The 24,561-nt window shown below is 54.5% G+C and carries 22 protein-coding genes; 7 read left to right on the forward strand and 15 right to left on the reverse strand.

Features of this window, described 5'->3' with window-relative positions; translation table 11 throughout:
- Positions 1-49 precede the first annotated feature (49 nt).
- Positions 50-442 (forward strand): helix-hairpin-helix domain-containing protein, encoded by a 393-nt coding sequence (locus tag ANT_RS16000; protein WP_013558892.1) that lies wholly within the window; start codon positions 50-52, stop codon positions 440-442.
- Between the two features lie 249 nt (positions 443-691).
- Here ANT_RS16000 and ANT_RS02305 read toward each other — a convergent pair whose 3' ends face one another.
- From ANT_RS02305 to ANT_RS02355, 11 genes are all read right to left on the reverse strand, one after another.
- A complete protein-coding gene (locus ANT_RS02305; protein WP_013558894.1) occupies positions 692-1,246 on the reverse strand; it encodes a DUF8743 domain-containing protein in 555 nt (184 codons plus the stop codon).
- 53 nt (positions 1,247-1,299) lie between these two features.
- Positions 1,300-2,766, reverse strand: a complete 1,467-nt coding sequence (locus tag ANT_RS02310) for a pyridoxal-phosphate dependent enzyme (protein WP_013558895.1) — start codon at positions 2,764-2,766, stop codon at positions 1,300-1,302.
- Positions 2,767-2,778: 12 nt separating this feature from the next.
- Positions 2,779-3,729 (reverse strand): glycosyltransferase family 2 protein, encoded by a 951-nt coding sequence (locus tag ANT_RS02315; protein WP_013558896.1) that lies wholly within the window; start codon positions 3,727-3,729, stop codon positions 2,779-2,781.
- Between the two features lie 117 nt (positions 3,730-3,846).
- A complete protein-coding gene (gene thrC, locus ANT_RS02320; protein WP_013558897.1) occupies positions 3,847-5,106 on the reverse strand; it encodes a threonine synthase in 1,260 nt (419 codons plus the stop codon).
- A gap of 21 nt (positions 5,107-5,127) precedes the next feature.
- A complete protein-coding gene (locus ANT_RS02325) occupies positions 5,128-5,529 on the reverse strand; it encodes a PPOX class F420-dependent oxidoreductase (protein ID WP_013558898.1) in 402 nt (133 codons plus the stop codon).
- Positions 5,530-5,553: 24 nt separating this feature from the next.
- On the reverse strand, positions 5,554-6,522 hold the full coding sequence (locus tag ANT_RS02330; protein ID WP_013558899.1) for an ABC transporter permease: 969 nt from the start codon (positions 6,520-6,522) through the stop codon (positions 5,554-5,556).
- Between the two features lie 3 nt (positions 6,523-6,525).
- Positions 6,526-7,656, reverse strand: coding sequence for an ABC transporter permease (locus ANT_RS02335; protein ID WP_013558900.1), 1,131 nt, complete (start codon positions 7,654-7,656; stop codon positions 6,526-6,528).
- Positions 7,649-9,214 (reverse strand): ABC transporter ATP-binding protein, encoded by a 1,566-nt coding sequence (locus tag ANT_RS02340; protein WP_013558901.1) that lies wholly within the window; start codon positions 9,212-9,214, stop codon positions 7,649-7,651. Before ANT_RS02340 ends, ANT_RS02335 begins: the two co-directional genes overlap by 8 nt.
- 107 nt (positions 9,215-9,321) lie before the next feature.
- Positions 9,322-10,533: a BMP family ABC transporter substrate-binding protein gene (locus ANT_RS02345; protein WP_013558902.1), complete on the reverse strand. Its 1,212-nt coding sequence runs from the start codon at positions 10,531-10,533 to the stop codon at positions 9,322-9,324.
- A 304-nt stretch (positions 10,534-10,837) separates the two neighbouring features.
- Entirely contained in the window at positions 10,838-11,365 is a 528-nt protein-coding gene (locus ANT_RS02350; protein WP_013558903.1) for a DUF1858 domain-containing protein, read from the reverse strand.
- 12 nt (positions 11,366-11,377) lie between these two features.
- Complete coding sequence (locus ANT_RS02355; RefSeq protein ID WP_013558904.1) at positions 11,378-12,628, reverse strand: DUF438 domain-containing protein; 1,251 nt, start codon at positions 12,626-12,628, stop codon at positions 11,378-11,380.
- Positions 12,629-12,900: 272 nt separating this feature from the next.
- Between ANT_RS02355 and ANT_RS02360 the strand changes: the two genes are divergently transcribed.
- From ANT_RS02360 to ANT_RS02370, 3 genes are all read left to right on the forward strand, one after another.
- Entirely contained in the window at positions 12,901-13,437 is a 537-nt protein-coding gene (locus ANT_RS02360; protein WP_013558905.1) for a hypothetical protein, read from the forward strand.
- A gap of 14 nt (positions 13,438-13,451) precedes the next feature.
- Positions 13,452-13,919, forward strand: coding sequence for a hypothetical protein (locus ANT_RS02365; protein WP_041454523.1), 468 nt, complete (start codon positions 13,452-13,454; stop codon positions 13,917-13,919).
- Positions 13,920-14,070: 151 nt separating this feature from the next.
- Entirely contained in the window at positions 14,071-17,298 is a 3,228-nt protein-coding gene (locus ANT_RS02370) for a winged helix-turn-helix domain-containing protein (RefSeq protein WP_013558907.1), read from the forward strand.
- Here the strand turns inward: ANT_RS02370 and ANT_RS02375 are convergent.
- On the reverse strand, positions 17,275-17,817 hold the full coding sequence (locus tag ANT_RS02375; RefSeq protein WP_013558908.1) for an NUDIX hydrolase: 543 nt from the start codon (positions 17,815-17,817) through the stop codon (positions 17,275-17,277). The two genes, ANT_RS02370 and ANT_RS02375, sit on opposite strands and share 24 nt — an antisense overlap.
- A gap of 77 nt (positions 17,818-17,894) precedes the next feature.
- Positions 17,895-18,530, reverse strand: a complete 636-nt coding sequence (locus ANT_RS02380) for a LysM peptidoglycan-binding domain-containing protein (RefSeq protein WP_013558909.1) — start codon at positions 18,528-18,530, stop codon at positions 17,895-17,897.
- Positions 18,531-18,894: 364 nt separating this feature from the next.
- On the opposite strand from ANT_RS02380, the gene prpB reads away from it, so the two are divergent.
- The 3 genes from prpB to ANT_RS02395 are packed head-to-tail and all read left to right on the forward strand — an operon-like array spanning position 18,895 to position 22,393.
- Complete coding sequence (gene prpB / locus ANT_RS02385; protein ID WP_013558910.1) at positions 18,895-19,788, forward strand: methylisocitrate lyase; 894 nt, start codon at positions 18,895-18,897, stop codon at positions 19,786-19,788.
- Entirely contained in the window at positions 19,781-20,938 is a 1,158-nt protein-coding gene (prpC, locus tag ANT_RS02390) for a bifunctional 2-methylcitrate synthase/citrate synthase (RefSeq protein WP_013558911.1), read from the forward strand. Before prpB ends, prpC begins: the two co-directional genes overlap by 8 nt.
- A gap of 12 nt (positions 20,939-20,950) precedes the next feature.
- Positions 20,951-22,393: a bifunctional 2-methylcitrate dehydratase/aconitate hydratase gene (locus ANT_RS02395; RefSeq protein ID WP_041454525.1), complete on the forward strand. Its 1,443-nt coding sequence runs from the start codon at positions 20,951-20,953 to the stop codon at positions 22,391-22,393.
- A 210-nt stretch (positions 22,394-22,603) separates the two neighbouring features.
- Here ANT_RS02395 and ANT_RS02400 read toward each other — a convergent pair whose 3' ends face one another.
- Both ANT_RS02400 and ANT_RS02405 read right to left on the reverse strand, forming a co-directional pair.
- Complete coding sequence (locus ANT_RS02400) at positions 22,604-23,314, reverse strand: hypothetical protein (RefSeq protein ID WP_013558913.1); 711 nt, start codon at positions 23,312-23,314, stop codon at positions 22,604-22,606.
- Between the two features lie 9 nt (positions 23,315-23,323).
- Positions 23,324-24,499, reverse strand: coding sequence for a DNA-methyltransferase (locus ANT_RS02405; RefSeq protein ID WP_013558914.1), 1,176 nt, complete (start codon positions 24,497-24,499; stop codon positions 23,324-23,326).
- Positions 24,500-24,561: the final 62 nt, after the last annotated feature.

Raw genomic sequence — 24,561 nt, forward strand, 5'->3', positions numbered from 1 at the left:
TACTGGAAAATCCCGGATGATTTCTCTATAATACAAGTGGAGGTGAATCATGCATCAACGACGCGGTGGGGTGGCATGGTGGCTTGCGTTCCCGCTGATGGGGCTTCTGGCAGGGCTGTTTGCCCTTTTACTGCTTGAACGCCGCAAGCGGGTGCATCAACAGGGTCCCGCGGTTTCTCCGCCTGCCCCAAGCATTGTGCTCCCGCCGGAAGAAGATGCCCCTCTCCCCGCCGATGACCTGACGGTCATCCGGGGTATTGGACCCAAAACTGCCGTGGTGCTGGCTCAGGCGGGCATCCGCACCTTTGCGCACCTGGTGCAATCTTCGCCGGATTCTTTGCGGGAAGTGCTGAGTCAGTCGGCTCTGCGCCTTCCCAACGCCAGCCCCGAAGACTGGATCGCTCAGGCAAAGGCACGGCTGGAGAGGCAAACGGCACCTTAAAACCGGACAGAAACCGCGGGACTGTTCGTTCGTCAAGCGTCATCGCAGGTCAAGCCTTTACATGTATGGAGGTGAGAGATGAACGCTGGTAACGACATCCTCGGTTTGGTGGCTGTACTGGCTGGCATCGTGCTGTTGCTGGTGTTTGCCTGGTGGCAAAGCCGCACGCCCCTGCAGAAGAAATGAGCCTCAGTCTGCATCTTAACCGTCCTCCCCGCAGGATACCCTGCGGGGAGGCGTTTTTACGGCTTACGGTTGGAGATCCATCCCGCCCAGCAGTGCCAGCAGAGCAGGGTCAAGTGGCACTTCTGGCAGGTCTTCGGCACGGTAACTGCCCCCCTGAATTGCGCGGTCGCGCAGGGAGCGCCACAACACTTGACGCTCTTCTTCGTCCCGCACGGTTAGATCGGCGAGGGAGCGCGCGCTCAGCAGGCGCTCTCCGGTAGTATAGAGAAAGGTGATGCGCTTCCAGTGCCCTGCCGGAATCGGCGCGGGCAGGCGCTCCGGCGCGCCCAACTGCACTTTGTAATACTCCTCATGCGCGCGGGGATGATGCGGCTCGTCGCGCAACAGCGCGGCACGGGTGGTCAATTCGTGCCCGCGCACGGGTGCAATGTATTCGATGCGCCAGCGGTGTTCTTCGCCAAACGCCGCGCCCTGATAAAACGCCAGATAGTCCACTTCGATGACTTTGGGGGCATGGCGCAGGGGGATGCGGTACCAGCCCAGCACGCGGGCAATTTCCCAATCGCGCGGTGCGGGCAAGTAGGCAACCAGAATCAGGTCGGTTTCGGCTGGCGGCATGGTCTTTCCCCGAACAAAGAGCGCCGTTCCCGCGAACGGCGCTCATGTTGATTTTACAGCAAGCCCACCATGCGGTTGAAGGCTTCGATTTTGGCGTCAATCTCGCCTACCTGGCGCTGAATGTCTGTCCAGTAGTTGGGGTCATACCACTGGGCTTGAATTTCCTCGTAGGTCTTGCCCTGCTGTTCCACCCAGGTGTAGTACTTGAGGTTGTGGATGCGCTTGCGCTCGGCGTAAGAGAGTTCGATGAGCGCGTCGGTGCGCACGCCATGTAGCGCGCCGGCAAAGGCTTCGGCGGCATCAGACGGGGTGAACTCGCCAAACTGCTCGCGGTATTCTTCAATGCGCGTGCCGTACAGTTCCATCGAATCGGTCAGCACGGTCAGAACCACATCGTTACCGGTCAGTTCATAGTATTTGGCAAATTTGATTGCCGAAAGTACGTTGGCAATGCCGGAGAAGCCCAGCAGATTCAATTTTTCGATGGTCTCTACCGGAACGCCCTTGCGTTGCAGGTATTCCTGTCCAACCGGCTCGTTAAACAGGCGCATAATCTTGACCACGTCATTATCGTCAATGGCAACCACGATATCGGTGTTCTTGATGTTATGAATCCAGGGCACGTGTTTATCGCCAATGCCCTCGATGCGGTGCGCGCCGAAACCGTTTTGCAAAAGGGTGGGGCATTGCAGGGCTTCCGAGGCGATGATCTTGCTGGTGGGGTACACCTGTTTGAGGTAATCGCCGCTGGCGATGGTGCCTGCCGAGCCGGTCGTCAGCGCCACGCCGCGGTAGGCATCGTTGGAACCCAGCGCACTGCGCAGGACTTCTTCCATGGCATGACCGGTAACTTCGTAATGCCACAGGTAATTGCCAAATTCCTCAAACTGGTTGAAGATCATCAGGTCTTCGCCCGAGCGGCGCAGTTCCCAGCACTTGTCAAAAATTTCCTTGACGTTGGACTCGCTTCCGGGAGTGGCAATCACTTCCCCAGCAATGCGCGAAAGCCACTCAAAGCGCTCGCGGCTCATGCCTTCCGGCAAGATGGCGATGGACTGACAGCCTAACAGCGCCGAGTCGTATGCACCGCCGCGGCAGTAATTGCCGGTGGAGGGCCAGACGGCTTTCTGCGAGGTGGGGTCAAACTGACCGGTGACCAGCCGCGGCACCAGACAGCCAAACGCCGCGCCCACTTTGTGCGCGCCGGTGGGGAACCATTTGCCTACCAAAGCGATGATGCGCGCCGGTACGCCGGTCAGGCTGGAGGGGAATTCAATATAATTCACCCCGCCAAACAACCCGCCGAAGGGCTTGGGCTCGTTCTTCCAGGTGATGCGAAAGAGGTTGACGGGGGTGACATCCCACAAGCCGGTTTGCTTCAACTGCTCGCGGATTTTCTCCGGAATGCGGGTGGGGTCTTTCATCTGCGCAAAGGTGGGGATGATAATGCCGCGTTCGCGGGCGCGCTGGACGGCGCGCTCCAGTCGGTCGGGGTGAACGGTCAAGTCAATGGTTGCCATGGATTTCCTTTCTTACGATTGAGGATGAGAAGAATCGTTCTCGGGCGCTTCGCGCACAATGTACAGGGGCCTGCCTTTGACCTCATCGTAAATGCGCCCGATATATTCGCCTAAAATGCCCAGGGAAATCAACTGTACACCGCCCAAAAACAGCACGCTGACCAGCGTGGTGGCCTGCCCGAAGAAGGCTTGATTGCCCACCAGGCGCTCGATGACCACAATGGGGATGAAAATCAACGCCAGTCCAGCGGAGATGAACCCCAGATAGGTAGCCACCTGCAGGGGGAAGTACGAAAAGCCGGTGATGGCGGTCAGCGCCAGCCGGAGCATTTTCTTGAAAGGATACTTGGTACTTCCCGCGAAGCGTGCCGCGCGTTTGTAAGGCACACCGATTTGCCGGAACCCCACCCATGCCGCCATACCGCGCAGGAAGCGATGGCGTTCGCGCATGGTCTTCAGCACGTTGACCACTTTGCGGTCGAGCAGGCGGAAATCGCCGGTATCCATGGGAATTTTGACATCGGTGATACGGAAGATGATGCGGTAAAACAATGAGGCGGTGAAGAGTTTGAACCATGATTCGCCTTCGCGCTCGGTGCGCACGGCGTACACCACCTCATAGCCTTCCCGCCAGCGCGCTACCAGGTCGGGAATCACCTCCGGTGGATCTTGCAGGTCAGCATCAATGATGACTACAGCGTCACCGCGGGCGTAGTCCAGCCCGGCGGTCACGGCAATTTGATGCCCAAAGTTGCGGGCAAAGATGACCGGACGGACACGCTCATCCTGCTCTGCCAGTTGACGAATCAGGTCAGTAGAGCCGTCCGAAGAGCCATCGTCCACCAGAATCAGTTCCCAGGGTTCGCCCAGGCCGTCCATGACGGCGCTCACCCGGCGGTGTAGTTCAGGAAGGGAGTCGTGCTCGTTGAAAATCGGGGCAATGATGGAAAAAACAGGTTTCATAGGCATTTCCTGCAAGAATTATATCGCACTCTTCCAGTTGACTGACAATTCAGTCTGCGTCATTTGTCATTCAAAAACCCTGCGGGTTGTCCGGTTCCGCAGGGTTTAAAAGGGTGCTTAACGCAGATTTTTCTCCAGCAAACGCTTAAGAGCGTTCAAATTCGGTTCAATGACAGGTGCTTCCGTCACCGCCCGCATGGCAGATTTCACATCCTTCAAGCCGGAGCCGGTGTTGATGACCACCACGGGGTCATCCGGCTGGATTTGCCCGGACTTCAGGGCTTCGAGCAAACCAGCATACGCCGTTGCGCCCGCCGGTTCGGCAAAGATGCCGGCTTTGCCCAGCGCGGCGATGGCTTGCAGGATAGCGTCATCGGAGACGAGTACGTACGCTCCGCCGGTTTGACGCGCCGCGCGCACCGCCCGCACGCCATCGCGCGGCAAATCCACCGAGATGCTGTCGGCAAGTGTGGCGGCTTGCACGGGAGTAATCTCTTCCGTTCCGGCAAAGAAGGCATTGGCAACCGCCGCCGAGCCGGTGCTTTGCACGCCAAACAGACGCGGCATGGTCTCCAGCCAGCCCAGCGCGTACAGGTCTTTAAAGCCTTTGTGAATGCCGGAGATGATATTGCCATCGCCCACCGAGACGAAGACACACAGGGGGCGATCCAGACGGTTGGGCAGGATGACCTGTTCAAAAATCTCCAGCGCGGCGGTTTTCTTTCCTTCGGCGGTAAAAGCGTTATAGCCGGTGTTGCGACAGTACCAGCCAAATTCCTGCGCGGCTTGTACGGTCAGGTCAAAGGCGTTGTCGTAATTGCCATCCACCAGAATGACCTGCGCGCCGAACACCAGCAGCTGGGCAATTTTGGCGGGCGGGGCTGTACGCGGGGCAAAGATGACGGCGCGGTGACCCACTGCCGCCGCCATGCCTGCCAGCGCCGCGCCTGCGTTGCCGGTAGAAGCCGTCACCACCACTTCGGCGCCAATCTGCCGCGCGCGGGCAACCACCACGGCGCTGGCGCGGTCTTTGAAAGACGCCGTGGGGTTTTTCCCTTCATCCTTGACCCACAGGGCATGCAAACTGGTTTGCGCTTTCAGCGCCGGGGGGGAGTAGAGCGGCGTCCAGCCTGCCGTGCGCAGGGGGGTTCCCTGCCCGCCCGGGTCATCCACCGGCAAAAGCGGCAAATAGCGCCAGAGAGACGGTTCCGTTTGCGCGGAAATCTGGCGGGGGGAAGTTTGCTGCCGAATCGCGGGAGTATCCAGCACCACATCCAGATTGCCCCCATCGTGAGGGCAGGTGTAAAGCCAATCCTGCGGGGCAAATTCTGCCCCGCAGAGACTGCAACGATAGCCTTGAAAGGTTGCTCGCGTCATTTAATTCCTTTCGTTGAGGAGTTATCCCATGCCCTGCACTCGTTCGGGAAGCACGCGGTAGGTCACCCGGGTTTCACCTTCTGCAATTTTGAAGTAGCGGTGCCCATGGTATTTCTCGCACAAATCGCGGATTTGCTCCACGGCGTTGTTTTCATCCTCATCCACCACCCGACCGCTGACCTGCAAATAGCGGTAGGGATTATCGGGATCCTGGATAACAAACGCCACTTTGGGGTGACGGCGCAGAATGCGGTCTTTGACCCTGCCGCGGGCGGTATTGAAGATAAAGTAAGTGCCGTCAAAATCAAACCAGACAGGGGTGACCTGCGGAGAGCCGTCCCGTCTGACCAGCGCCAGGTATGCCAGCGCTTTTTTCTCGCGGGAGACCAGATCGGCAAAGGCAGGGGGGATTTTGCTTTCCATGAGACGCCTCTTGTAAATTTTACCCTATAAGCCGCGTTCTCCGCGGATGTAGGGGATGCCCAGCGCGGTTGGCGCTCCCAATCGGCGGCGGATGGCTTCGCGCGAGCCAATCACCAGCACGATGATGGTAAAGGCGTAGGGAAGCATTTCCAGGAAAAAGCCCCAGTACGGATTGTAATAGAAGGGGTTGCGGAAGCCGAACAGCATCATCGGCGCCTGGATATCCAGCACCAGACGGCGCAGGGCTCCAAAGGCATATGCGCCAAAGGCGGCGCGCAGGGGATCCCACTGCGCAAAAATGACCAGACCGATGGCAATCCAGCCCTGCCCGGCGGTGGTTAATTCACTGAACCAGCCCGGCGCAATTGCCAAACTGATGGTAGCGCCTGCCAGTCCGGCAAACACCCCGCCCACCAAGACGTACAGGTAGCGCAGGGCGTACACGTTTACCCCCAGCGAGTCCGCCGCGGCGGGGTACTCGCCGACCGCGCGCAGATGCAAGCCTGGACGGGTATGGTTAATGTAGTACCACGCCAGCGGGATGATGATGTAGCCCGCATACACCAGCAGTTTGTGGTCGGTGAAGAAGATGGGACCGAGGATGGGAATCTGGCTCAGCACAGGCACGGTCCAGGATGGAATCAGCGTGATCGTCCCGGCTTTGCTCAGCCCTTCGCCCAGCACTAGGCTCAAACCGGTGGCAAGGAAGCCCAGCGAAAGCCCACTCACCACCTGATCGGCTTGCAGGGTAATGGAGATGAATGCATGAATCTGGCTGATGAGCCCCGCCGCCAGCATGGCAACCAGCAGTCCCAGCCATGGATTGCCGGTACGGGTGGCAATGCTGAAAGCGCTCATGGCTCCCAACAGCATCATCCCTTCCACGCCCAGGTTCATTACCCCTGAGCGTTCGGCGAAGATTTCGCCCAGGGTAGCAAACAGCAAAATCGTTCCGGTAGCAACCCCTGCCTGTAAAACGATGATGAGGTCCATGGCTTATGCTTCTCCTTTGCGGCGAATGCGAATTTCGTAGCGCATCAGAAAATCGCTGGCAATCAGACAAACCAGAATGATGCCCTGAATCATCTTGGGGATGCCCGAAGGTTGAATTTCCCGCCCGGCAAGGATGAGCGCGCCGAAGAAAATCGCAACCGGGATGACGGCAAAGGGATTGAGTTTTGCCAGCCATGCCACGATGATGCCGGTGTAGCCGTACCCGGGAGAGATAGCTCCCTGCAGGCGGTGCACCACCCCGCTGATTTCCGACATGCCTGCCAACCCTGCCAGCGCGCCCGAAAGCATCATCACCAGCACGGTATTGCGGGCGATGGGGATGCCGGCATAATTGGCTGTGGGCGGGTTGTCGCCTACCACGCGGATTTCATAGCCCCACTGACTGCGGTACAGAATCAGCCAGACCACTACGGCAGCAATGAGCGCCAGAATCAAGCCAAAGTGTACGGTCAGTCCGCCAAAGGCAGGCACGCGGTCGGCAAAATCGGTCAGGCGGGGAAGCCAGGCGTTGCGCGGGAACATTTTGGACATTTGAAAGCCGCCTTCCGTCCAGACGGCGTAAATCCAGTAGTTATTCCACGAGACGGCGATGTAGTTCAGCATCAGCGTGGAGATGACCTCATTGACCTTGAATTTGGCTTTCAGGTAGCCGGGGATGAATCCCCAGATTGCGCCTGCCGCCATGCCGAAGATGAGCATGGTGAGGATGAACAGCCACTGCGGGGAATCGGCGGGCAAAATGGGGGTGAGTACCACCGCGCTGGCACCAAACGCGCCCAGGAAGAACTGACCCTCGGCGCCGATGTTCCAGATGCGCATGCGGAAAGCGATGGTGCAGGCAAGCCCGACAATCATCAGCGGAATGGCTTTGACCAGCGTATCGGAGAGCACGCCAATACTGCCGAAAGAAGAGCGGGCGATGTGGGAGTATGCCGCCCAGGGATTTCCTCCCGCAAAGGCAATCACCAGCGCGCCAATCAGCAGGGCAAAGATGACCATGCCAATCGTCAAGACCCACGAAAACCAGCCCGGCGGGGGTGTCAGGCGCGGCTCCAGTTCTACCGTGAAAGGCAGCCAGTTGGCTTTGCTACGTGTCAGGGCGGATTTATTCATGGCGCACCTCCGGGACAGCGGGAGCATTTTCCAGACGGGTACCGGTCATCATCAAGCCAATGGCTTCAAGGTTACCGTCGGTGACTTCTCCCATGATTTGCCCTTCGTAGATTCCCAAAATGCGGTCGCTCAAGTCGATTAACTCCTCCAGTTCTTCCGAAATGAGCAAAATGGCGGCTCCCGCCTCGCGCTGAGCCAGCAGTAGCCGATGCACTCCCTCAATTGCGCCCACATCCAGCCCGCGGGTAGGTTGCACAGCAATCAGCAGTTGCGGTTGGGCGGAAATTTCCCGTGCCAGAATCACCCTTTGCAGGTTGCCCCCTGAAAGCAGGCGGACCGGCGTTTCCACGGTAGGAACGAGAATTTCAAATCCTTTTTTCAGGTCTTCGGCATAGCCGGTTGCCGCCACCTGATTGAGCATCCAGCCGTTGGCAATGGGGGGTTCTTTGTACTTCTTGAGGATGACATTGTCGGTCACGCTCAGGTTGGGCGCTGTACCCACGTGCGTGCGGTCTTCGGGGATGTGAGCAATGCCCTTGCGAATGCCTTTGCTTACATTGCAGTTGGTAATTTCCTCGCCGCCGACCCAGATATGCCCTTTTTCGGCTTTGCGCAGGCAGGTAATGACCTCTGCCAGTTCCCGCTGACCGTTGCCCGCCACCCCAGCCAGCCCGACGATTTCCCCGCGGCGCACCTCAAAACTCACCCCGCGCAGAGCAGGTAAGCCGCGGTCGTTAAGCGCGTGCAGGTTTTCTACTTTAAGCACTACCTCGCCGGGTTGAACGGGTTTCTTTTGCAGGTTGAAGACCACCTCGCGTCCTACCATCAGGCGCGCCAATTCCGCACGGGAGACGCCTGCCAGTGGCAGTCCGGCGGCAGTCACCTTGCCGCGGCGCAGAACGGTCACCCGGTCGGCGATGGCGGTCACCTCGTTCAGTTTGTGGCTGATGAAAATGATGGATTTACCTTCTTCGCGCATGCGCCGCAGGGTGTGGAACAGTTCCTCCACTTCGGCGGGGGCAAGCACGGCGGTTGGTTCATCCATAATGAGGATCTCCGCGCCGCGGTAAAGCATCTTGAGAATCTCCACGCGCTGTTGCTCGCCCACCGAGAGTTGCCAGATGCGCGCTTTGGGATCCACGCGCATGCCAAAGCGTTCCCCCAGCGCGCGAATTTGTTCATCATAGTGGGATAAGCGTAGACGGAAACGCGGCTCTTCCAAACCCAGCAGGATGTTCTCGGTGACCGTCATGGACGGCACCAGCATGAAATGTTGATGAATCATCCCAATGCCGGCGTGAATGGCATCGCGGGGGGAGTTGAATGTGCAAGTTTTTCCGCTGACCACAATCGTCCCGGCATCGGGGCGATACAGCCCTGCCAGAATGTTCATCAGGGTGCTTTTGCCTGCGCCGTTCTCCCCTAGCAAAGCGTGAATCTCTCCCTTAAAGAGGGTGAAATCCACGTGGTCGTTTGCCAGAACGCCCGGAAAGTGCTTGACAACGCCGCTCATCTGCACGGCAATGGGTTTTTCCTGAGATTTTTCTACCGCCTCCATGAGCCCTCGTCGGTTTCTCTAAAAGGTGTTCGCAGGATGCACCTTCAGGCGCACCCTGCGAACTTGATCAGTTTAACTCACACGATTGAAACGAACCAGCATCGGCATTATTGAGTCTGCGGCAGTTCAGCGGTAATGCCTTCAGCCCACCATTTCATGCAGTACTTGCATCCCAGTCCCATCTCGGGGAACTGATCCAGGTCAATTTGCTGGAGCGATTCGCCTTCGGGAACAATCACCTTGCCGGTGTTGTCCTTGATGGGACCTTTGAAGACATCAAAGCGGGTGAATTCGCCCTTGAGCGACTTGGCAACCAGGTCTTTGACTTCGTTAATCACCTCAGGCGGTAATTCGGCAACGCCCTTGGGGTAGGTTTGCCCTTCCATGAAACCGAACAAGCCCAAGCCGCCCGAGTCGGCATCAAAGTAATCCCAACCGGGTTTGTAGGTCTTGTCGATAACGCCCTGGGTGATCTTGGCATACACCGGACCCCAGTTCCAGTACGGCGCAGTGAGACAGCGCTCGGCTTTGCAGGAGCCCACCCAGTCGTAGGTGACGCCCCATTTGCCCTTCTCGGTAGCCACATCCGCCACGGCGGGGGTATCGGCACCGGTGAAAACCACCTGCGCGCCGGCATCGAAGAGCGAAGCGGCGGCTTCCTTCTCTTTCACCGGGTCATGCCAGGTGTTGATCCAGCGCACGTCCATGGTGCATTCGGGGCAGGTCTTGCGCATACCCAGCGCGATGGCGTTCCCGAGGCGCAGTTCTTCCGGAATGGGGAAGGTTGCCATGTAGCCCAGTTTGGGATTGCCGTCCATCTTGGCGCGCGCGCCCGCCAGCATGCCCGCCAGGTACTTCATGGTTTCCATGGCGCCAAACAGGTTGCCGAAGTTCTTTTCGTTGGACTTATAGCCCGAAATGTGAATGTAGGTGATGTTGGGGAACTCGCTGGCAACCGTTTCCATCGGATCCATAAAGCCGAAGGATGTACCGAAAATCAGGTTGAAGCCTTTACGGGAGAGGGCGCGGAAGACCTGTTCAGAGTCGGCGCCTTCGGGCACGTTTTCAATGTATGCCACATGCACATTGGGCACGTTCTTTTCCACATAGAGCAAGCCTTCGTAGTGGGCCTGCGACCAGCCGCCATCGTCGTGCGGGCCAATCAGCACCATGGCAACGTTGAATTTGCCTTTTTGAATTTCGGGGATCTGGAATTCGCCTACTTTTTCCGGTGTAGCCGCCGAGGGCTGACAGGCGCCCAACAGTATGGCAACGAAGACCAACAGCGCCACTGCGCGCAACAGAACACGGTTTTTCATAAACAGTCTCCTCCTTCACATGAACAGTACAGATGTTTGAGATGGAAAAGGTTGGAAAAATAAAAACAAAACCGCCGCCACTCACCTCCTTTTTTCATCGAGTAGGGCTACTGAGGATTGCACAGTTAGGTTGTCTATACAATAGCCGTTGGCACAATTTTACCGGAATCTGTTTTTATTGTACAACGAATTTGAGGGGTTAATTCTAGTGATTATTGTCATGAGATTAGTTGATAAAAAAATAGCCCCGGAATTGTTTCCGAGGCTGTTATTCCTCCCAAAATATGGCTTTTTGGTATGGGGGTTACAGGCGAGAGATGAATGTCCAGTGTTGACGGGTATCCTCCGGGTTTACACGGTGATGCACCCGACAGCCCTGTTTTTGAAGGGCATCCAGTAAGGGCGCGGGTTCGAAATCGGAAATTAACAACAGGTAGCGCCCGTTTTCCAGAGAGGGAAGCACAGCGTTCACCTGCACCAGAGGCACTTCGCCGCGCTGAAGCAATTCTGTGCCGTTGATGACCAGTTGCGGCTCGCCCTGTATCCAGTCCGGGTCTTCTTCCAAACGAGAAACTTTTAAATTCCGAGGTACATCGTGGAGTGTTGCCATCTCCGGCTGACCGACTGCCCGCCGCAGGGTATTCACAAGTTCCAGCACGGTCACATTGCCGATTTGGGCGACCTTCTCCAGTGTCGCCAGTTGTCCGATGGTACGGCGCAGGACGGGGTTGCGCAGGTTCTTGAACGCAGGGGCGATACGAATCAGGTCTTCCTCCAGAGCAGGGTATTCGCGCAGAAGTTCGCCAATGCGGGTTTGCGGGGTGATATTCATGGGCAAACTCCATTAGTTTGAATGGGGAGTATCGTACATCAACAGGCGCCGTTCGCCGCTTAACTGCTGGATCTCGGTAATATCCTGAGTGACTTCCAGTGTGCCCAGATACTGCCCTTCTTTATCGCGCACCGCATAATAGCAGATATACACCATCTTCCCATGCAGGTTGATCCAGAAACGGGCAACGTCCTGTTTTCCGGCTTTGAAGTCTTTGAGAATCTGATTGACGATGTGCACACTCTTGGGCGGGTGGCAGTACTGCACTTTTCGTCCCAGCACTGCCCGCGAACGGCTGAAGATGCGCTCTTTACCGGGGCTGAAGTAGCGCACCACATCGTCCCTGTCCACGAAGGTTACGTCAAAAGGCAGAGTGGTGAACAAACCAATCAATTCGTTCAGGCTCAAACTGCCGGTGGGCATTTGAATACGCCCATTATGCGCGGCTGGACGCTCTTCCGGTTGTTGGACGCCGCCTTCGGGAATCCACTCAAACTCGGGTGCGTACAGGCAGTACCCGTATTCATCGCTTTGCAGGTAAATATCGTACCATTCCTGTTCGGTCAGCAGGTTGAGCGCAGTGGGGAAGAGGATTTTTTCTTCCTTGTAAATCATTTCGTCAATGGCTTGGAGCAAAGGTTCTACGGCAAAAGTGCAGAACGCCCGTGCTTCTGAGGCGATAATCTGACTCACCTCATGTAAACCTTCGAGGGTGGTGCGTAATGCCTGGCGTACCTCATCATGCTTTCCCCACATCACCGTAGGCGGACCTGGCAAGTTGTTGCGTTCAAAAATGGGAAAGAGCAGATATTCTTTGCGCTTATAGTGCTTATCTACATCCATCAGGTCGTTCAGTGCTTGATGAATCTGCATCATGAGCGATGATGCATCATCCTCATCCCTCATTTTATCCAGCATGCGTATCAACAGGCGTACCCGCGCGGTAGTGCGGGTCAACTCGCGGTTTTCCTGAATAAAGGTATGCACCGGGTGTCCGGGGATGGTTTCGGGAGTTTCCTGCAGGTCGAGGAACTTTTTGAGGACATGGGTATGCGTATCGCACAACTGCTGAATACTTTCGGCAGGGATGCCTTCCTGAATCAATTGCATTTCCATCAGGAAGACATCGCTGTAATCGGCTTCTGCGAGCATGGTTTCCAACTGGTGTTTGACCTGTTCTTCGCTGGAACCGTGATGCAATTGGCGAATCAGCGATTTCATGATTTCGATGCGTTGCTGGCGGTTGTTAATCAGTTCGCTCATGGTGTGTCCTTTAAAATTGGATAATTTAACCCGTTTTTACCATATTTATTTGAATTGTTTTTGTGTTTTTTGTCATATTTTTCATAGATATTCATCACAAGAACAAATGCATGCGATATAATTTACTTTATTTAGAAAAATACATTAAATATATTTGCAAGTAAAATAGTATATATATTTCTGATGGAGGTGAACACAGGAAGAAAGATCATTTTATTTTAGGGAACCTCCCTGATTTTTTCCCGAATCATTCTCTGAAAGGAAGAAAAACCATGAAACCCCCTATTAAAACCATGCTTTTGATTGCTTTGCTGATGATTACCCTGATTTTCTCATGGAATGCGGCACAAGCACAGAAGGGCGAGACGCCGCCCTCACCCCAAAGCGAAACTCTTGACGGCAACACCCGTTCGCTGGATAGCGTCTCGCCGCAAGCCTTGACCGGCTTTATCATTACCAGTAATCCCTATTGCTATCAGCCGGATGTCTCTCGGAACGAATGCATTATCAATTTTCGCTATACTCAGGCAAACGATGATGGTACGAATGCTCCGCTACTTAAGTACCTGAAATATTCCATCGATGGAAAGATGCGGTACTACAGTGGAAAATTTTTCGAAAACAGCATCACCTATGCCTACTCCATGGTGCCGCAGGGATTTAAAGTGCCCTGCGGTTTGCCCAATGAAAGCGGTTTAGGAAACGATTTTGGAAAATCCTACGCCATAGTCATCCAGGCGATTGGTAATACAGATACTCAATTAGGAGCAAACTTCTTCAGTGTAGCCTGCCCGGCATACGTGCCATGAAAACGGGAGGCGCCATGCATGCATTAAGACTGGCTCTTTTAGGACTGGCTTTGCTGGCTTTGCTTGTTCTTCCCCCCAGCCAGAGTTCTGCGCAATCGTCCTCCATTTCCCTGCAAATTCAAAACCCGGTTTGCATGCAATCGTCGCTGGACAGCGGCACCTGCTATATTCGCATGCGCAGTATCTCGGCGGTAGGGAGCGGCAGTTCCTTTTCGCGCCTGCAGGTGTTTGTCAACGGCAAACTGCGGGCAAACACGGGCGGTTTTTTTGAGAACAGCGGCTATGTAGTGGGGAACATGTTCGGCTCAGGATTTGTGGTTTCCTGTGGAGGCAAAAACGCCAGCGGAGATCCGGATTTTGGACAGAGTTATACCATTCAGGTGGTAGCCTCTCTTGCCGATAGCACGACCACAACCGGCTCGATCGCAGTTTTTTGCCCTTACTATGAGGGAAAATCTTTCCTTCCATTTTTACTGCGGTGAGAAATATTTCTGCAGATGATTGGGCTGATTGAGAATATATTTCCCAATCAGTCCTTCTGTTTTGCCCTGGAAAGCACTCCCTTAAAAAATGGTAATCACAGGATTGTGATTTATAATAAATTGGTATTCTGTCCGCAGGGATTCCCCAATCATGGAACAGCATTTTCCCATCACGGCGACCAAAATCTTTGTTCCCCGCCGCCGCGAGGAGATTCTCTCGCGCCCGCGTTTGCTGGATTTGTTGAAGCAATGGAGCGATTTACGCCTGATTATTGTGGCAGCGCCGGCGGGATATGGAAAAACTTCCCTGCTGGTGGATTATGCCACTCAATCGCGTATGCCGGTATGCTGGCTGGGGCTGGATTTGCTCGATCAGACTCTGCCCAGATTGGTGGCGCATCTGATTGCTTCCATTCGGCAGAATTTCCCCGCTTTTGGGATTGCCAGTTTAGCCGCCTTGCAGGGGTGGAGTGCCGGTAGCCTGCAGGACGAGGCGCTGGTTTCCATGATTGCCAATGACCTCTACGAACACACCCCCGAACACTTCTTCCTGATTCTGGATGATTATCATCTCATCGAAGAAAGCCGTGCGGTGGTGCAGTTCTTGAACGACCTGATTCAGCGGGTGGATGAGAACTGTCATTTCATTATTTCCTCGCGTACCCTGCTCAATCTGCCGGATATGCCCTTGCTGGTGGCGCGTTCGCAGGTAGGGGGGCTTTCTTTTGAGGAATTAGCCTTTCAACCGGCGGAAATTCAGCAACTGTGGCTCAGAAACTTTCAGATTCCCCTCTCTGAGCAGGAAGCCGCACAACTGGCGCGCGATACCGAGGGCTGGATTACCGGCATCCTGCTCAGTCATCAGGCGCCGGGGGGCAGGCGGGAGGAACGTCTGCGCGGGGCAAGGGTTGCGGGGGTGGGATTGTACGAATATCTGGCGCAACAGGTGCTGGAGCGCCAGCCGCCGCAGATGCAGGAATTTCTTCTGCACACTTCCCTGCTGGAAGAGTTTGATGCCGAACTGTGCCAGGAAGTACTGGGTGAGCCACCCGAAGGCATGTCCTGGCAGGCGTGGATGGAACAAGCCCTGCGTGCCAACCTCTTTATTCAACCGGTGGGTACAGATCGGATTTTCCTGCGTTACCATCATCTCTTCCGCGACTTTTTGCAAGCCCGCATTGCCCGTTTGTACCCTGAACGTACTCAGCAGATTCTTCTCACGCTGGCTGAGGTTTGGGCAAAGCGCGGCGAGTGGGAGCGGGCGTACGCCGTTTATCGCCGTCTGGGGCAGGAAGAATGGATTGCTTACCTGGTGGAGCGCGCCGCTACTGATTTAATTGCCCGCGGGAACATTCAAACCCTCGGGGAATGGCTGGAAGCCCTGCCGGAAACATACCGCAATCGTCCCGCCATTTTGTCCTCACTGGGGACGGTGTATGTCACCCGTGGGAACACTCCTCAGGGCATTCAACTGCTCGATCGGGCGATTGTGGCTTATCAGAACAGCGAGGATAAACCGGGATTGGCGCGGACGCTGGTGCGCCGGGCAACGGCTTTGCGCTTGCAGGGAAACTACCTTGCCGCGATGGAAGATACCCGCCAGGCGCTTGAGGTGATGAGTGGGAGCGAGGGGGAAGCGTCCCTGCGTGGGGATGCTTTGAATGAACTGGGACTGGCGAATTTTTACCTGGGGCATCCACAGGATGCCCTCAACGTTCTGGAGCAAGCGGCAGACCTCTTCCGTAAAAACCGCGATGCCGAGAGCGCGGCGAAGAACGCCATGCATCGGGGGATGGTGGCGCGTGCCATGGGGTGCTTTGGGGATGCCGAGCGCTTTTACCACGAAGCCCTGCAACACTACCAGAAAAATCAGAACCTCATCTGGCAAGCCAATGTGTTGAACAACCTGGGGGTGCTCAAGCAGTATCGGGGAGATTACGAAGGCGCGGCGCTGGCGTTTGAGAAGGTGGTGCAGTACGCCCATCTTGCTGGGTACAATCGTCTGGAAGCCTATGGGCTTGCCGGAATTGCCGAACTGTACCGCGACTTAAACGCTACGGCAGAGGCGCGCCAGGCGTGTCAGCGGGCGCGCGCGGTTGCCTCTCAGATTGATGACCGCTTCCTGCTCTTTTACTTAAACCTTCTGGAAGCCAGCCTTTCTATCCTGGAACAGAACTGGACGCAAGCCCGGCGGGAATTGGAACTCGCTCGTTCTTTGATGGGAGAGGGGGCTTCGCCCTATCAGCAACAATTGTTTACCCTGGCGCAGGCACACCTGGCTTTACACCATCATCCTTCTGAAACTGTCCTGGCAGAACTGCGTCGGGCGCGGAAGGTTTTGGAAGATGCCAGCCGGCGTACAGATTCCCTGCATGCCACCTGCCTGGTTGCCGGAATGGCTTATCTCCTGAAAGACACGTACACGGCCTGCCGGGAACTGAGTACCCTTCATGAAGCCTTGCAGGATGCCGATTTGAATCACACCGCCACACTCTGCGCCTTACAGATTCGTCATGTGCTGGCTGCCATGCGTGAAAGCGAATGTTCTGGGATGGTTTTGGAATTACAGGAAGCCATCAGTGCATTTGAGAGACGTATTCCTCTGCTTAAACAAGCCTTGCGCCGTCACCTGCAGACGGTGCCGCTGGGTCCTCCCAAACTTTCCATTCAAACGCTGGGAAAGGTGCAGATTCGCCTGAACGGTCGGCTGGTTCCCAATTCTGCCTGGGTGACCAAGACCTCACGAGAATTGTTCTTACTGCTGGTAGCCTCCCCCGAAGGGCTTTCTAAAGAGCAAATCGGTGAAATCCTCTGGCCCGACTCTGAACCTGAAGACCTGAACTATCGCTTTAAGAATGCCATCTACCGCTTGCGGCGGGCGGTAGGCAAAGAAGCCATCCTGTGGGAAGGGGATATTTACCGTTTTAATCGCGCGCTGGATTACGAGGAAGATGCCGAAATCTTCCTGAAGGAAATTGAACTGGCAGAGACCAGTGACGACCTGGAAAAGACTATTGCGCATTACCAGCAAGCCATCCGCCTGTACCGGGGGGCATACCTGCCCGATGTAGAGGGCAGTTGGGCGCATCTCCGCCGTCAGAAACTGCGCGGAAAATACCTGCAGGGGCTGTTACAACTGGCAAATTTGGAGTTTCGCCACAAGCACTATGAGGAAGCCCTGAATGCCGTGCAGAAATTGCTGGAAGAAGATGCCTGCATGGAAGAAGCCCACCGCCTGGCAATGCTCATCTACGCCGCGATGGGCAACCGCACGGCGGTGATGCGTCAGTACGAAGCCTGTCAGGCAGCGCTGAAACGCGAGTTCAACGCGCTACCTAGCGAGGAAACCCGGCAGTTATTCAAAATGCTCACCCGTTAACTCGGGCAGTGCCAGGAAGAGCGCCACCAGCGTCTTCCCGTCCTCCAATTCTCCCCGTTGTGCCATCGCCAGCGCTTCTTGAAACGGCAGAGAAACCCGTTCGATGAATTCGTCTTCATCCTGAGGAAGCGGGGCGGGGGTCAAGCCGGTGGCTAAAAACACGTGCATGTACTCGGTGGAATATCCCGGTGCCATGAAGAAGCCCCCCAGACGTTTCAACGTCCTTGCCGCCATACCGATTTCTTCGCGCACTTCCCGTGCCGCCCCTTCCAGTGGATCTTCTCCCGCATGCAGGACACCCGCAGGCAGTTCCAGCAGAGAACGTTCTGCGCCCAGTCGGTACTGGCGCACAAACCAGATATTTCCCGCCTCGTCCAGCGGCAGGATGGTCACTGCCCCTTCGTGTTCTACCAGATCGTAGGTTTGGGATTTGCCGTTGGGCAGGCGCAGGGTATGCTGAGCCACGGTAAATACCCGCCCGGTATGCAGTATGGTACGGTTGAGCCGTTCAAAAGCCATGAAAACCTCCTGTAAAGAATGAAAAGGAGGCGGGGTAAAAGCCCCGCCTTCCATGCTGATTCTGATAAGGTAGGGAATTATGGAATCTTCAGTGTCATGCCCGGTTTGACGTCATTGGGGCTGTTCAAACCGTTAGCCGCAAGGATGGCTTCCGGCGAGACATCGCCAAAGTAACAGGCAATCGTGTAGACTGTATCACCCGCGGCTACCTTGTAATCGGTGTGCTTGCGCAAGGCGCGGGGACCATAAGCCGCTTCGTTCCAGTTGCCGCTGGAGGGGATCTTCAGCACGGTGCCTACCGCAGGACGGGAATTCATGTTCAGCCCGTTGAGCGAGAACAGGGCATTGAGGTCCAGGTCATAACGGCGGGCAATGCAGATGGGCCATTCACCCTTTTGCAAGGTATAGGTTGAAGGACGCTCCAACGTGGGAATGGGCTGGGGCTGAGGTGCCTGCGCGGTGGGCTGGGGCTGTTCTGCCTGTTGAGGCACGGGTGTGGGCGCTTCTACCTGGGGAGTGGCTGTGGCAATCTGCGGTTGAGCCTGCGCCGTTTGAGTTTGTACGGCGTTGGCAACGGAGGTGGGAGTAGGGAAGAGAACCCCCTGTTCCTGTGTGGGGGCTGGCGGGGTGGATGCCCGCAAGGTGCAGGCTGTGCTCAGTATCAGCACAACAAGAAGCACCATCATCCAGAAAAAGCGAAGCGACTTATTCATGACCTCAGTTCTCCTTCTGTGACCGGATGTGCTTGTCAGGAAAAAGAAACAACGCTGGCAATCCTGATAAATTCCGGTTTACTTTTCTATATTTTAATCTTAATATTCTTCATCATAGTAGCATAAGGCATTTTGTGCGTCAAGCGCAATGCGATTGCAATTTTTTTCCTGTCTGCATACGTTGCAGGAATTGTGCCAGTTTTATGAGCAGGATTAGCCCTTTTTCGGATGAAAGCCCTCACCCGAAAGCATGACCTCAACAGAAAAGAGGTGGAATTTTTTATGAGTTTTACCGGTTTTATTGTATGATTATATTGTAAGAGGACTCAATTTACCTGAAAAATCTTATTACGAAGGGGAGCGCATGGCAGAACAATCCTCGGCGGGCAGGCGTCTGCGTCAGGCGTTGGAGGAAGAAAAGCCCCTGCAGGTGGTAGGGGCCATTAACGCTTATGCCGCCTTGCTGGCGGAGCGGGCAGGTTTTCGCGCGCTCTACCTGTCCGGTGGTGGGGTGGCGGCGGCATCGCTGGGCGTGCCCGACCTGGGCATCACCACCCTGGACGACGTGCTTACCGATGTGCGCCGTATTACTGATGCCACTTCCCTTCCTTTACTGGTGGATGCCGATACCGGCTTTGGCAGTGCTTTCAACATTGCCCGCACGGTGCGTTCGCTCATCAAAGCCGGGGCGGCAGGTATGCATATTGAAGATCAGGTGCAGGCAAAGCGTTGCGGACACCGCCCGGGAAAGCAGTTGGTTTCGGCGGATGAGATGGTCGACCGCATTAAAGCCGCTGTGGATGCGCGCACTGACCGGGATTTTGTCCTCATGGCGCGCACAGATGCCCTCGCCAACGAGGGACTGGAGGCGGCGCTGGAGCGTGCCCGCCGCTACGTCGAGGCGGGAGCAGATATGATTTTCGCCGAAGCCGTCACCGAGTTACCCCAGTATGCCGCTTTTGTGCAAGCCTGTGGTGTGCCGGTGCTGGCAAACCTGACCGAGTTTGGCAAAACTCCGCTGTACACGCTGGATGAACTGCGTGCGGCGGGGGTGAGCCTGGCGCTGTACCCGCTTTCGGCGTTCCGCGCCATGGCGGCGGCGGCGCTGGAAGTGTACCGCACCATCCGCGCGGAGGGCACTCAGGGGAGGGTGGTCCCGCTGATGCAAACCCGCGCTGAATTGTATGAGGTGCTGAATTACTACGCTTACGAGCAAAAACTGGATGAATTGTTTGGAAAGGAGAAGGGAGATGGCTGAGATGAGTGTGGTTCAGGAGACGCCTCGAAAGAAATCGGTGGCGCTTTCGGGGGTGCCGGCGGGCAATACGGCTATTTGCCGGGTGGGCTTTGAAGGGAATGATCTGCGCTACCGCGGCTATGACATCAACGATTTAGCCGAACATTCCACTTTTGAAGAGGTGGCTTTCTTACTGGTGCATGGCAAACTGCCTCTGGCATCGGAACTGGAGCGTTACCGTCTGAAACTTAAACGTCTGCGGGGCTTGCCTGCGCCGGTCAAAGCCGCGCTGGAGTTGATTCCTGCGGCGGCGCATCCCATGGATGTCCTGCGCACGGGGGTCTCCATGCTGGGGGCAACTCTGCCCGAACGTGAGGATCACAATGCCGAGGGCGCGCGCCACATTGCCGACCATCTGCTGGCAATTATGCCGTCCATTCTGCTCTACTGGTATCAGTATGCCCATCACGGGCGGCGCATTGAAGTAGAAACCGATGACGACTCCATCGCCGGGCATTTCCTGCACCTTCTGCACGGACGCCGTGCCAGCGATTTGCATCAGCGCGCGCTGGACATCACCCTGATTCTCTACGCCGAGCATGAGTTTAACGCTTCGACTTTTACCACCCGTGTCATTGCTGGAACCGGCTCAGATATCTACTCGGCTATCACCGGCGGCATTGGTGCGTTGAAGGGCTTCAAGCATGGTGGCGCCAATGAAGGGGCAATGGAAATCATCGAGCGTTACCGCACCCCCGACGAAGCCGAGAGGGACGTGCGCCGCATCATTAAAGAAAAAGGCATCATTTTGGGCTTTGGGCATCCGGTATATACCATTTCCGACCCGCGGGCGAAGATTCTTAAGGAACTTTCCTGCACTCTGTGCAAGGATTTCGGTGATGAGAGCATGTGCGATATCGCCGAGCGCATCGAGGCGGTGATGTGGGAGGAAAAGAACCTCTTCCCCAATCTGGACTGGTATGCCGCGGTGACTTATCACATGATGGGTATTCCCACCTTTATGTTCACACCGTTATTTGTGATGGCTCGTACTGCAGGGTGGGCGGCGCATATCATCGAACAGCGCGAGGACGGCAAGATCATTCGTCCCTCAGCGAATTATATTGGACCCGAGCCAAGGGCGTATGTTCCTATCATGAAGCGCGGCTGAAAAGAGGTGAAGATGAGCGGGGGGCATGGACAAGAGCGCGGGACGTTTGACCCGCTGATGGTGGAGATAGCCGATTACGTCACCCGCGCGCAGATTGACAGTTCCGAAGCCTACCACACCGCGCGCCTGTGCCTCATGGACTCGCTGGGCTGTGCGCTGGAAGCGCTGTCGTATCCTGCCTGCACCAAACTGTTGGGCCCGGTGGTGCCGGGAATCAGTGTGTTGAACGGGGCAAAAGTTCCCGGCACACCCTATCAACTTGACCCGGTGACGGCGGCGTTTAACCTGGGGGCAATGATTCGCTGGCTGGACTTCAACGATACCTGGCTGGCGGCAGAGTGGGGGCATCCTTCGGATAATTTGGGCGGTATCCTGATGAGTGCCGACTGGTTTTCGCGTCAGGCGGTGGCGGCGGGCAAGCGTCCGCTGATGGTGCGTGATGTGCTGACGGCGATGATCAAAGCCCATGAGATTCAGGGGGTGCTGGCGCTGGAAAATGCCTTCAACCGCGTAGGTCTGGATCACGTACTGCTGGTGCGGGTGGCAAGTGCGGCGGTGGTGACGGGCTTGCTGGGCGGTACGCACGAGGACGTGCTGAATGCCGTCTCCAATGCCTGGGTGGATGGCGGCAGTCTGCGGGTGTACCGTCACGGCGCCAACACCGGCTCGCGCAAATCCTGGGCGGCGGGTGATGCCACCGCGCGGGGGGTGCGCCTGGCGCTGATGGCGCTGAAGGGCGAGATGGGCTATCCCGGCGCGCTCACCGCGCCCACCTGGGGCTTTCAGGACGTTTTCTTCAAAGGGCAACCCATCCGCCTGGGACGGGCGTTAGGCTCTTACGTTATGGAAAACGTGCTGTTCAAAGTATCCTTTCCGGCGGAATTTCACGCGCAAACGGCGGTGGAAGCGGCTTTCCAACTGCATCCGCTGGTCAAAGACCGCCTGGACGAGATTGAGAAGGTGGTCATCACCACCCACGAGTCCGCCCTGCGCATCATTGATAAGAAAGGACCGTTGCGCAACCCCGCCGACCGAGACCACTGCATTCAGTACATGACGGCCATCGGCTTGATCTTTGGACGACTGACCGCCGAGGACTACGAGGACGAGCGCGCCGCCGATCCGCACATTGACGCCCTGCGGGAGAAGATGGTGTGCGTGGAAAATCCGCAGTACAGCCGCGATTACCTGGACCCGGACAAGCGTTCCATTGCCAACGCCGTGCAGGTGTTCTTCCGCGACGGCACGGCAACCCCGCAGGTAGCGGTAGAGTATCCGCTGGGGCATCGGCGCCGGCGAGCCGAAGCCCTGCCCCTGCTGGAAGCCAAGTTCCGCGCCAGTCTCCAGCGCCACCTTTCCCCGCGGCAGGGGGCGGCTATTCAGGCGCTGTTTGCCAACCCGGGCAGGCTGGAATCTGTGCCGGTACATGAGTTTGTGGATTTGTTTGCCTTGTAAGTGCTGGGAGATTCTTTTGCTGAAGTCAGCCCTGCCCCGTCGTAATACGGGGCAGGGCTTTGGCATCTGAGGAAAGGCGGGCTTTTACAGATTTTTGGGATATTTCTTCATCCAAACCATGTGGTTAGTACTGTAACATTTTCTTGATAGAGGAAAATACTGTTTTTAACCATAAATACGAAGAGTAGTAGATCATCAAAAATTTTTGTGCTATTGGAAATCGGAAAGAAGTGCTTTTAATGTTTCTACTGCTTTTCTCAATGCAGGCTCAGTCATTTCTTTGAAGTAGGGTTGTTTATGGATTGGCTCATCTACTTTTCTTTCACCTTCCAACAAAGTAATGATATTTAAGTCGACATCAAAATAAGATAAAAGCGTGTGAGTTGAGGTACTTCCATAGATAATTTTATTTAAGGGTTGAGAATAGTCACCTCCTAACTGACTCTCTAATTGAATTAGAACACATTTTAGATTGGGTACAACCTCTTTAAGCAAAGTAAAATCAACCAAAATCCGCTTTAACATAGCATTTTCAGTATATGCTTTGCACTCAATTCCCATTACAAATTGCCCATCAATACTTACGTGAACATCGGTTTTATGTCCATAAAAGTATTGCTCAATATGTGCTTTAATATATTCTGCTACTTCAGCAGGACGAACTCGCCTTAGATATTCCGGCTTCAAAGGAATTTTGATATTTTCTCTAATAAAGCTTAATCTGTTAGGGTCCTCGCCTAGTTCTTCCCAAGCAATTTTAACCAAATTTTGGGCAATACCTTCTACAAGAATTCCTTTTGCTGAACGTACTGCCCCCCCATAAGCCCTATTGCCTTCCTCGTTATCAGCATGCGCTCTTTCATCGATACTACCAACCAAGATATTGTATGCATTTTGAATTTCTGCAATTTTGTGGGACATACTTATCTCCTATAGTAAAGTGTTTTTCAAGCGTTTTTGGGCTATATCGCAATATTCTTGTGAAATATCAATCCCGATAAATTTACGCCCGAGTTTCTGAGCAACAGCAGTTGTTGTTCCCACACCATTAAATGGATCTAATACAATATCCCCGACGAAAGAAAAGAGCTTAATAACTCTCTCTGCTAGTTTTTCTGGGAACATGGCTGGGTGACCAAATTCTTTCATTTTTCTTTCTGGGGCAATACTCCATTTTGCAACTACCCATTCTTTGAATTCATCAGAAGTTATATCAGCATTTTTGGGGTCTCCACTTTTTTTTAGAGTACCTTTTGCAAAAATTTCGATGAATTCCCAAGTGTACTTAAGGTAAGGATTACTCGGGCTTTTCCAGGAACCCCAAGCAGTATATTTGCAATTGTAGTTATTTTTTTCCCACAGAATTTCGCCTTTCCATATCATACGTCTACTTATAAAGAAGTTGCTTATCAAATGATGCGATGGAATATAATCAGAAAACAGAGGCTGTATATTAACTGCTATTCGCCCACCAAATTTTAAAACCCGTATGCATTCATCGAAAATAGCAAATAATTTTTCAAAGTATAGATCCCATTTATGCGCATCGTCTTGCCTCTCATATTCAAGCCCAAAATTATATGGTGGAGATGTAAAAATTAGATCTATTGAGTTGTCAGGTATCTTCTTCAGAACTTCCAAACTATCCCCACAAAAAATTTGATTGGTCATTTCAGGTGGCAGTTGATTGCTGATTTTTGAAAAGTTATTGTCCTGCGCATAGTAATACTGAGACCTATTTTGTTCTTTGGCTTTTCGGTTACGGACTTTTCTTTCAATATCAAAATTAACATATTGACGTTTTCCTGATCTGATACCATAACTTCCAATTTTGCTAACCTCCTCATATATTTTTTGCAGTAATTCTCCCGCTTTACGTGAAGAGCTAGGATTATTAGCAGAAAACAAGTCATGGGCGGTGAGCATTTCAATGTTTCTTTGTAATAATTTGATATCTAATGTGTGGAAATAAAACACATATCCTATTGAATTTATTTCAACAAATGGGCGTGGATCAGGTTGTTGTGATAAGCAGTTATTAACAATATCCAAAACTTTTTTGTCTACTTCAAAATTTGTTAACTGGATGGATTTATAGTCTGCCATACTTATATTTTACCTTACCTACATAACTATCTACCGATGCATAAGAAGCACACAAGTTCTTG

The organism is Anaerolinea thermophila UNI-1, assembly GCF_000199675.1.
GTDB lineage: Bacteria > Chloroflexota > Anaerolineae > Anaerolineales > Anaerolineaceae > Anaerolinea > Anaerolinea thermophila.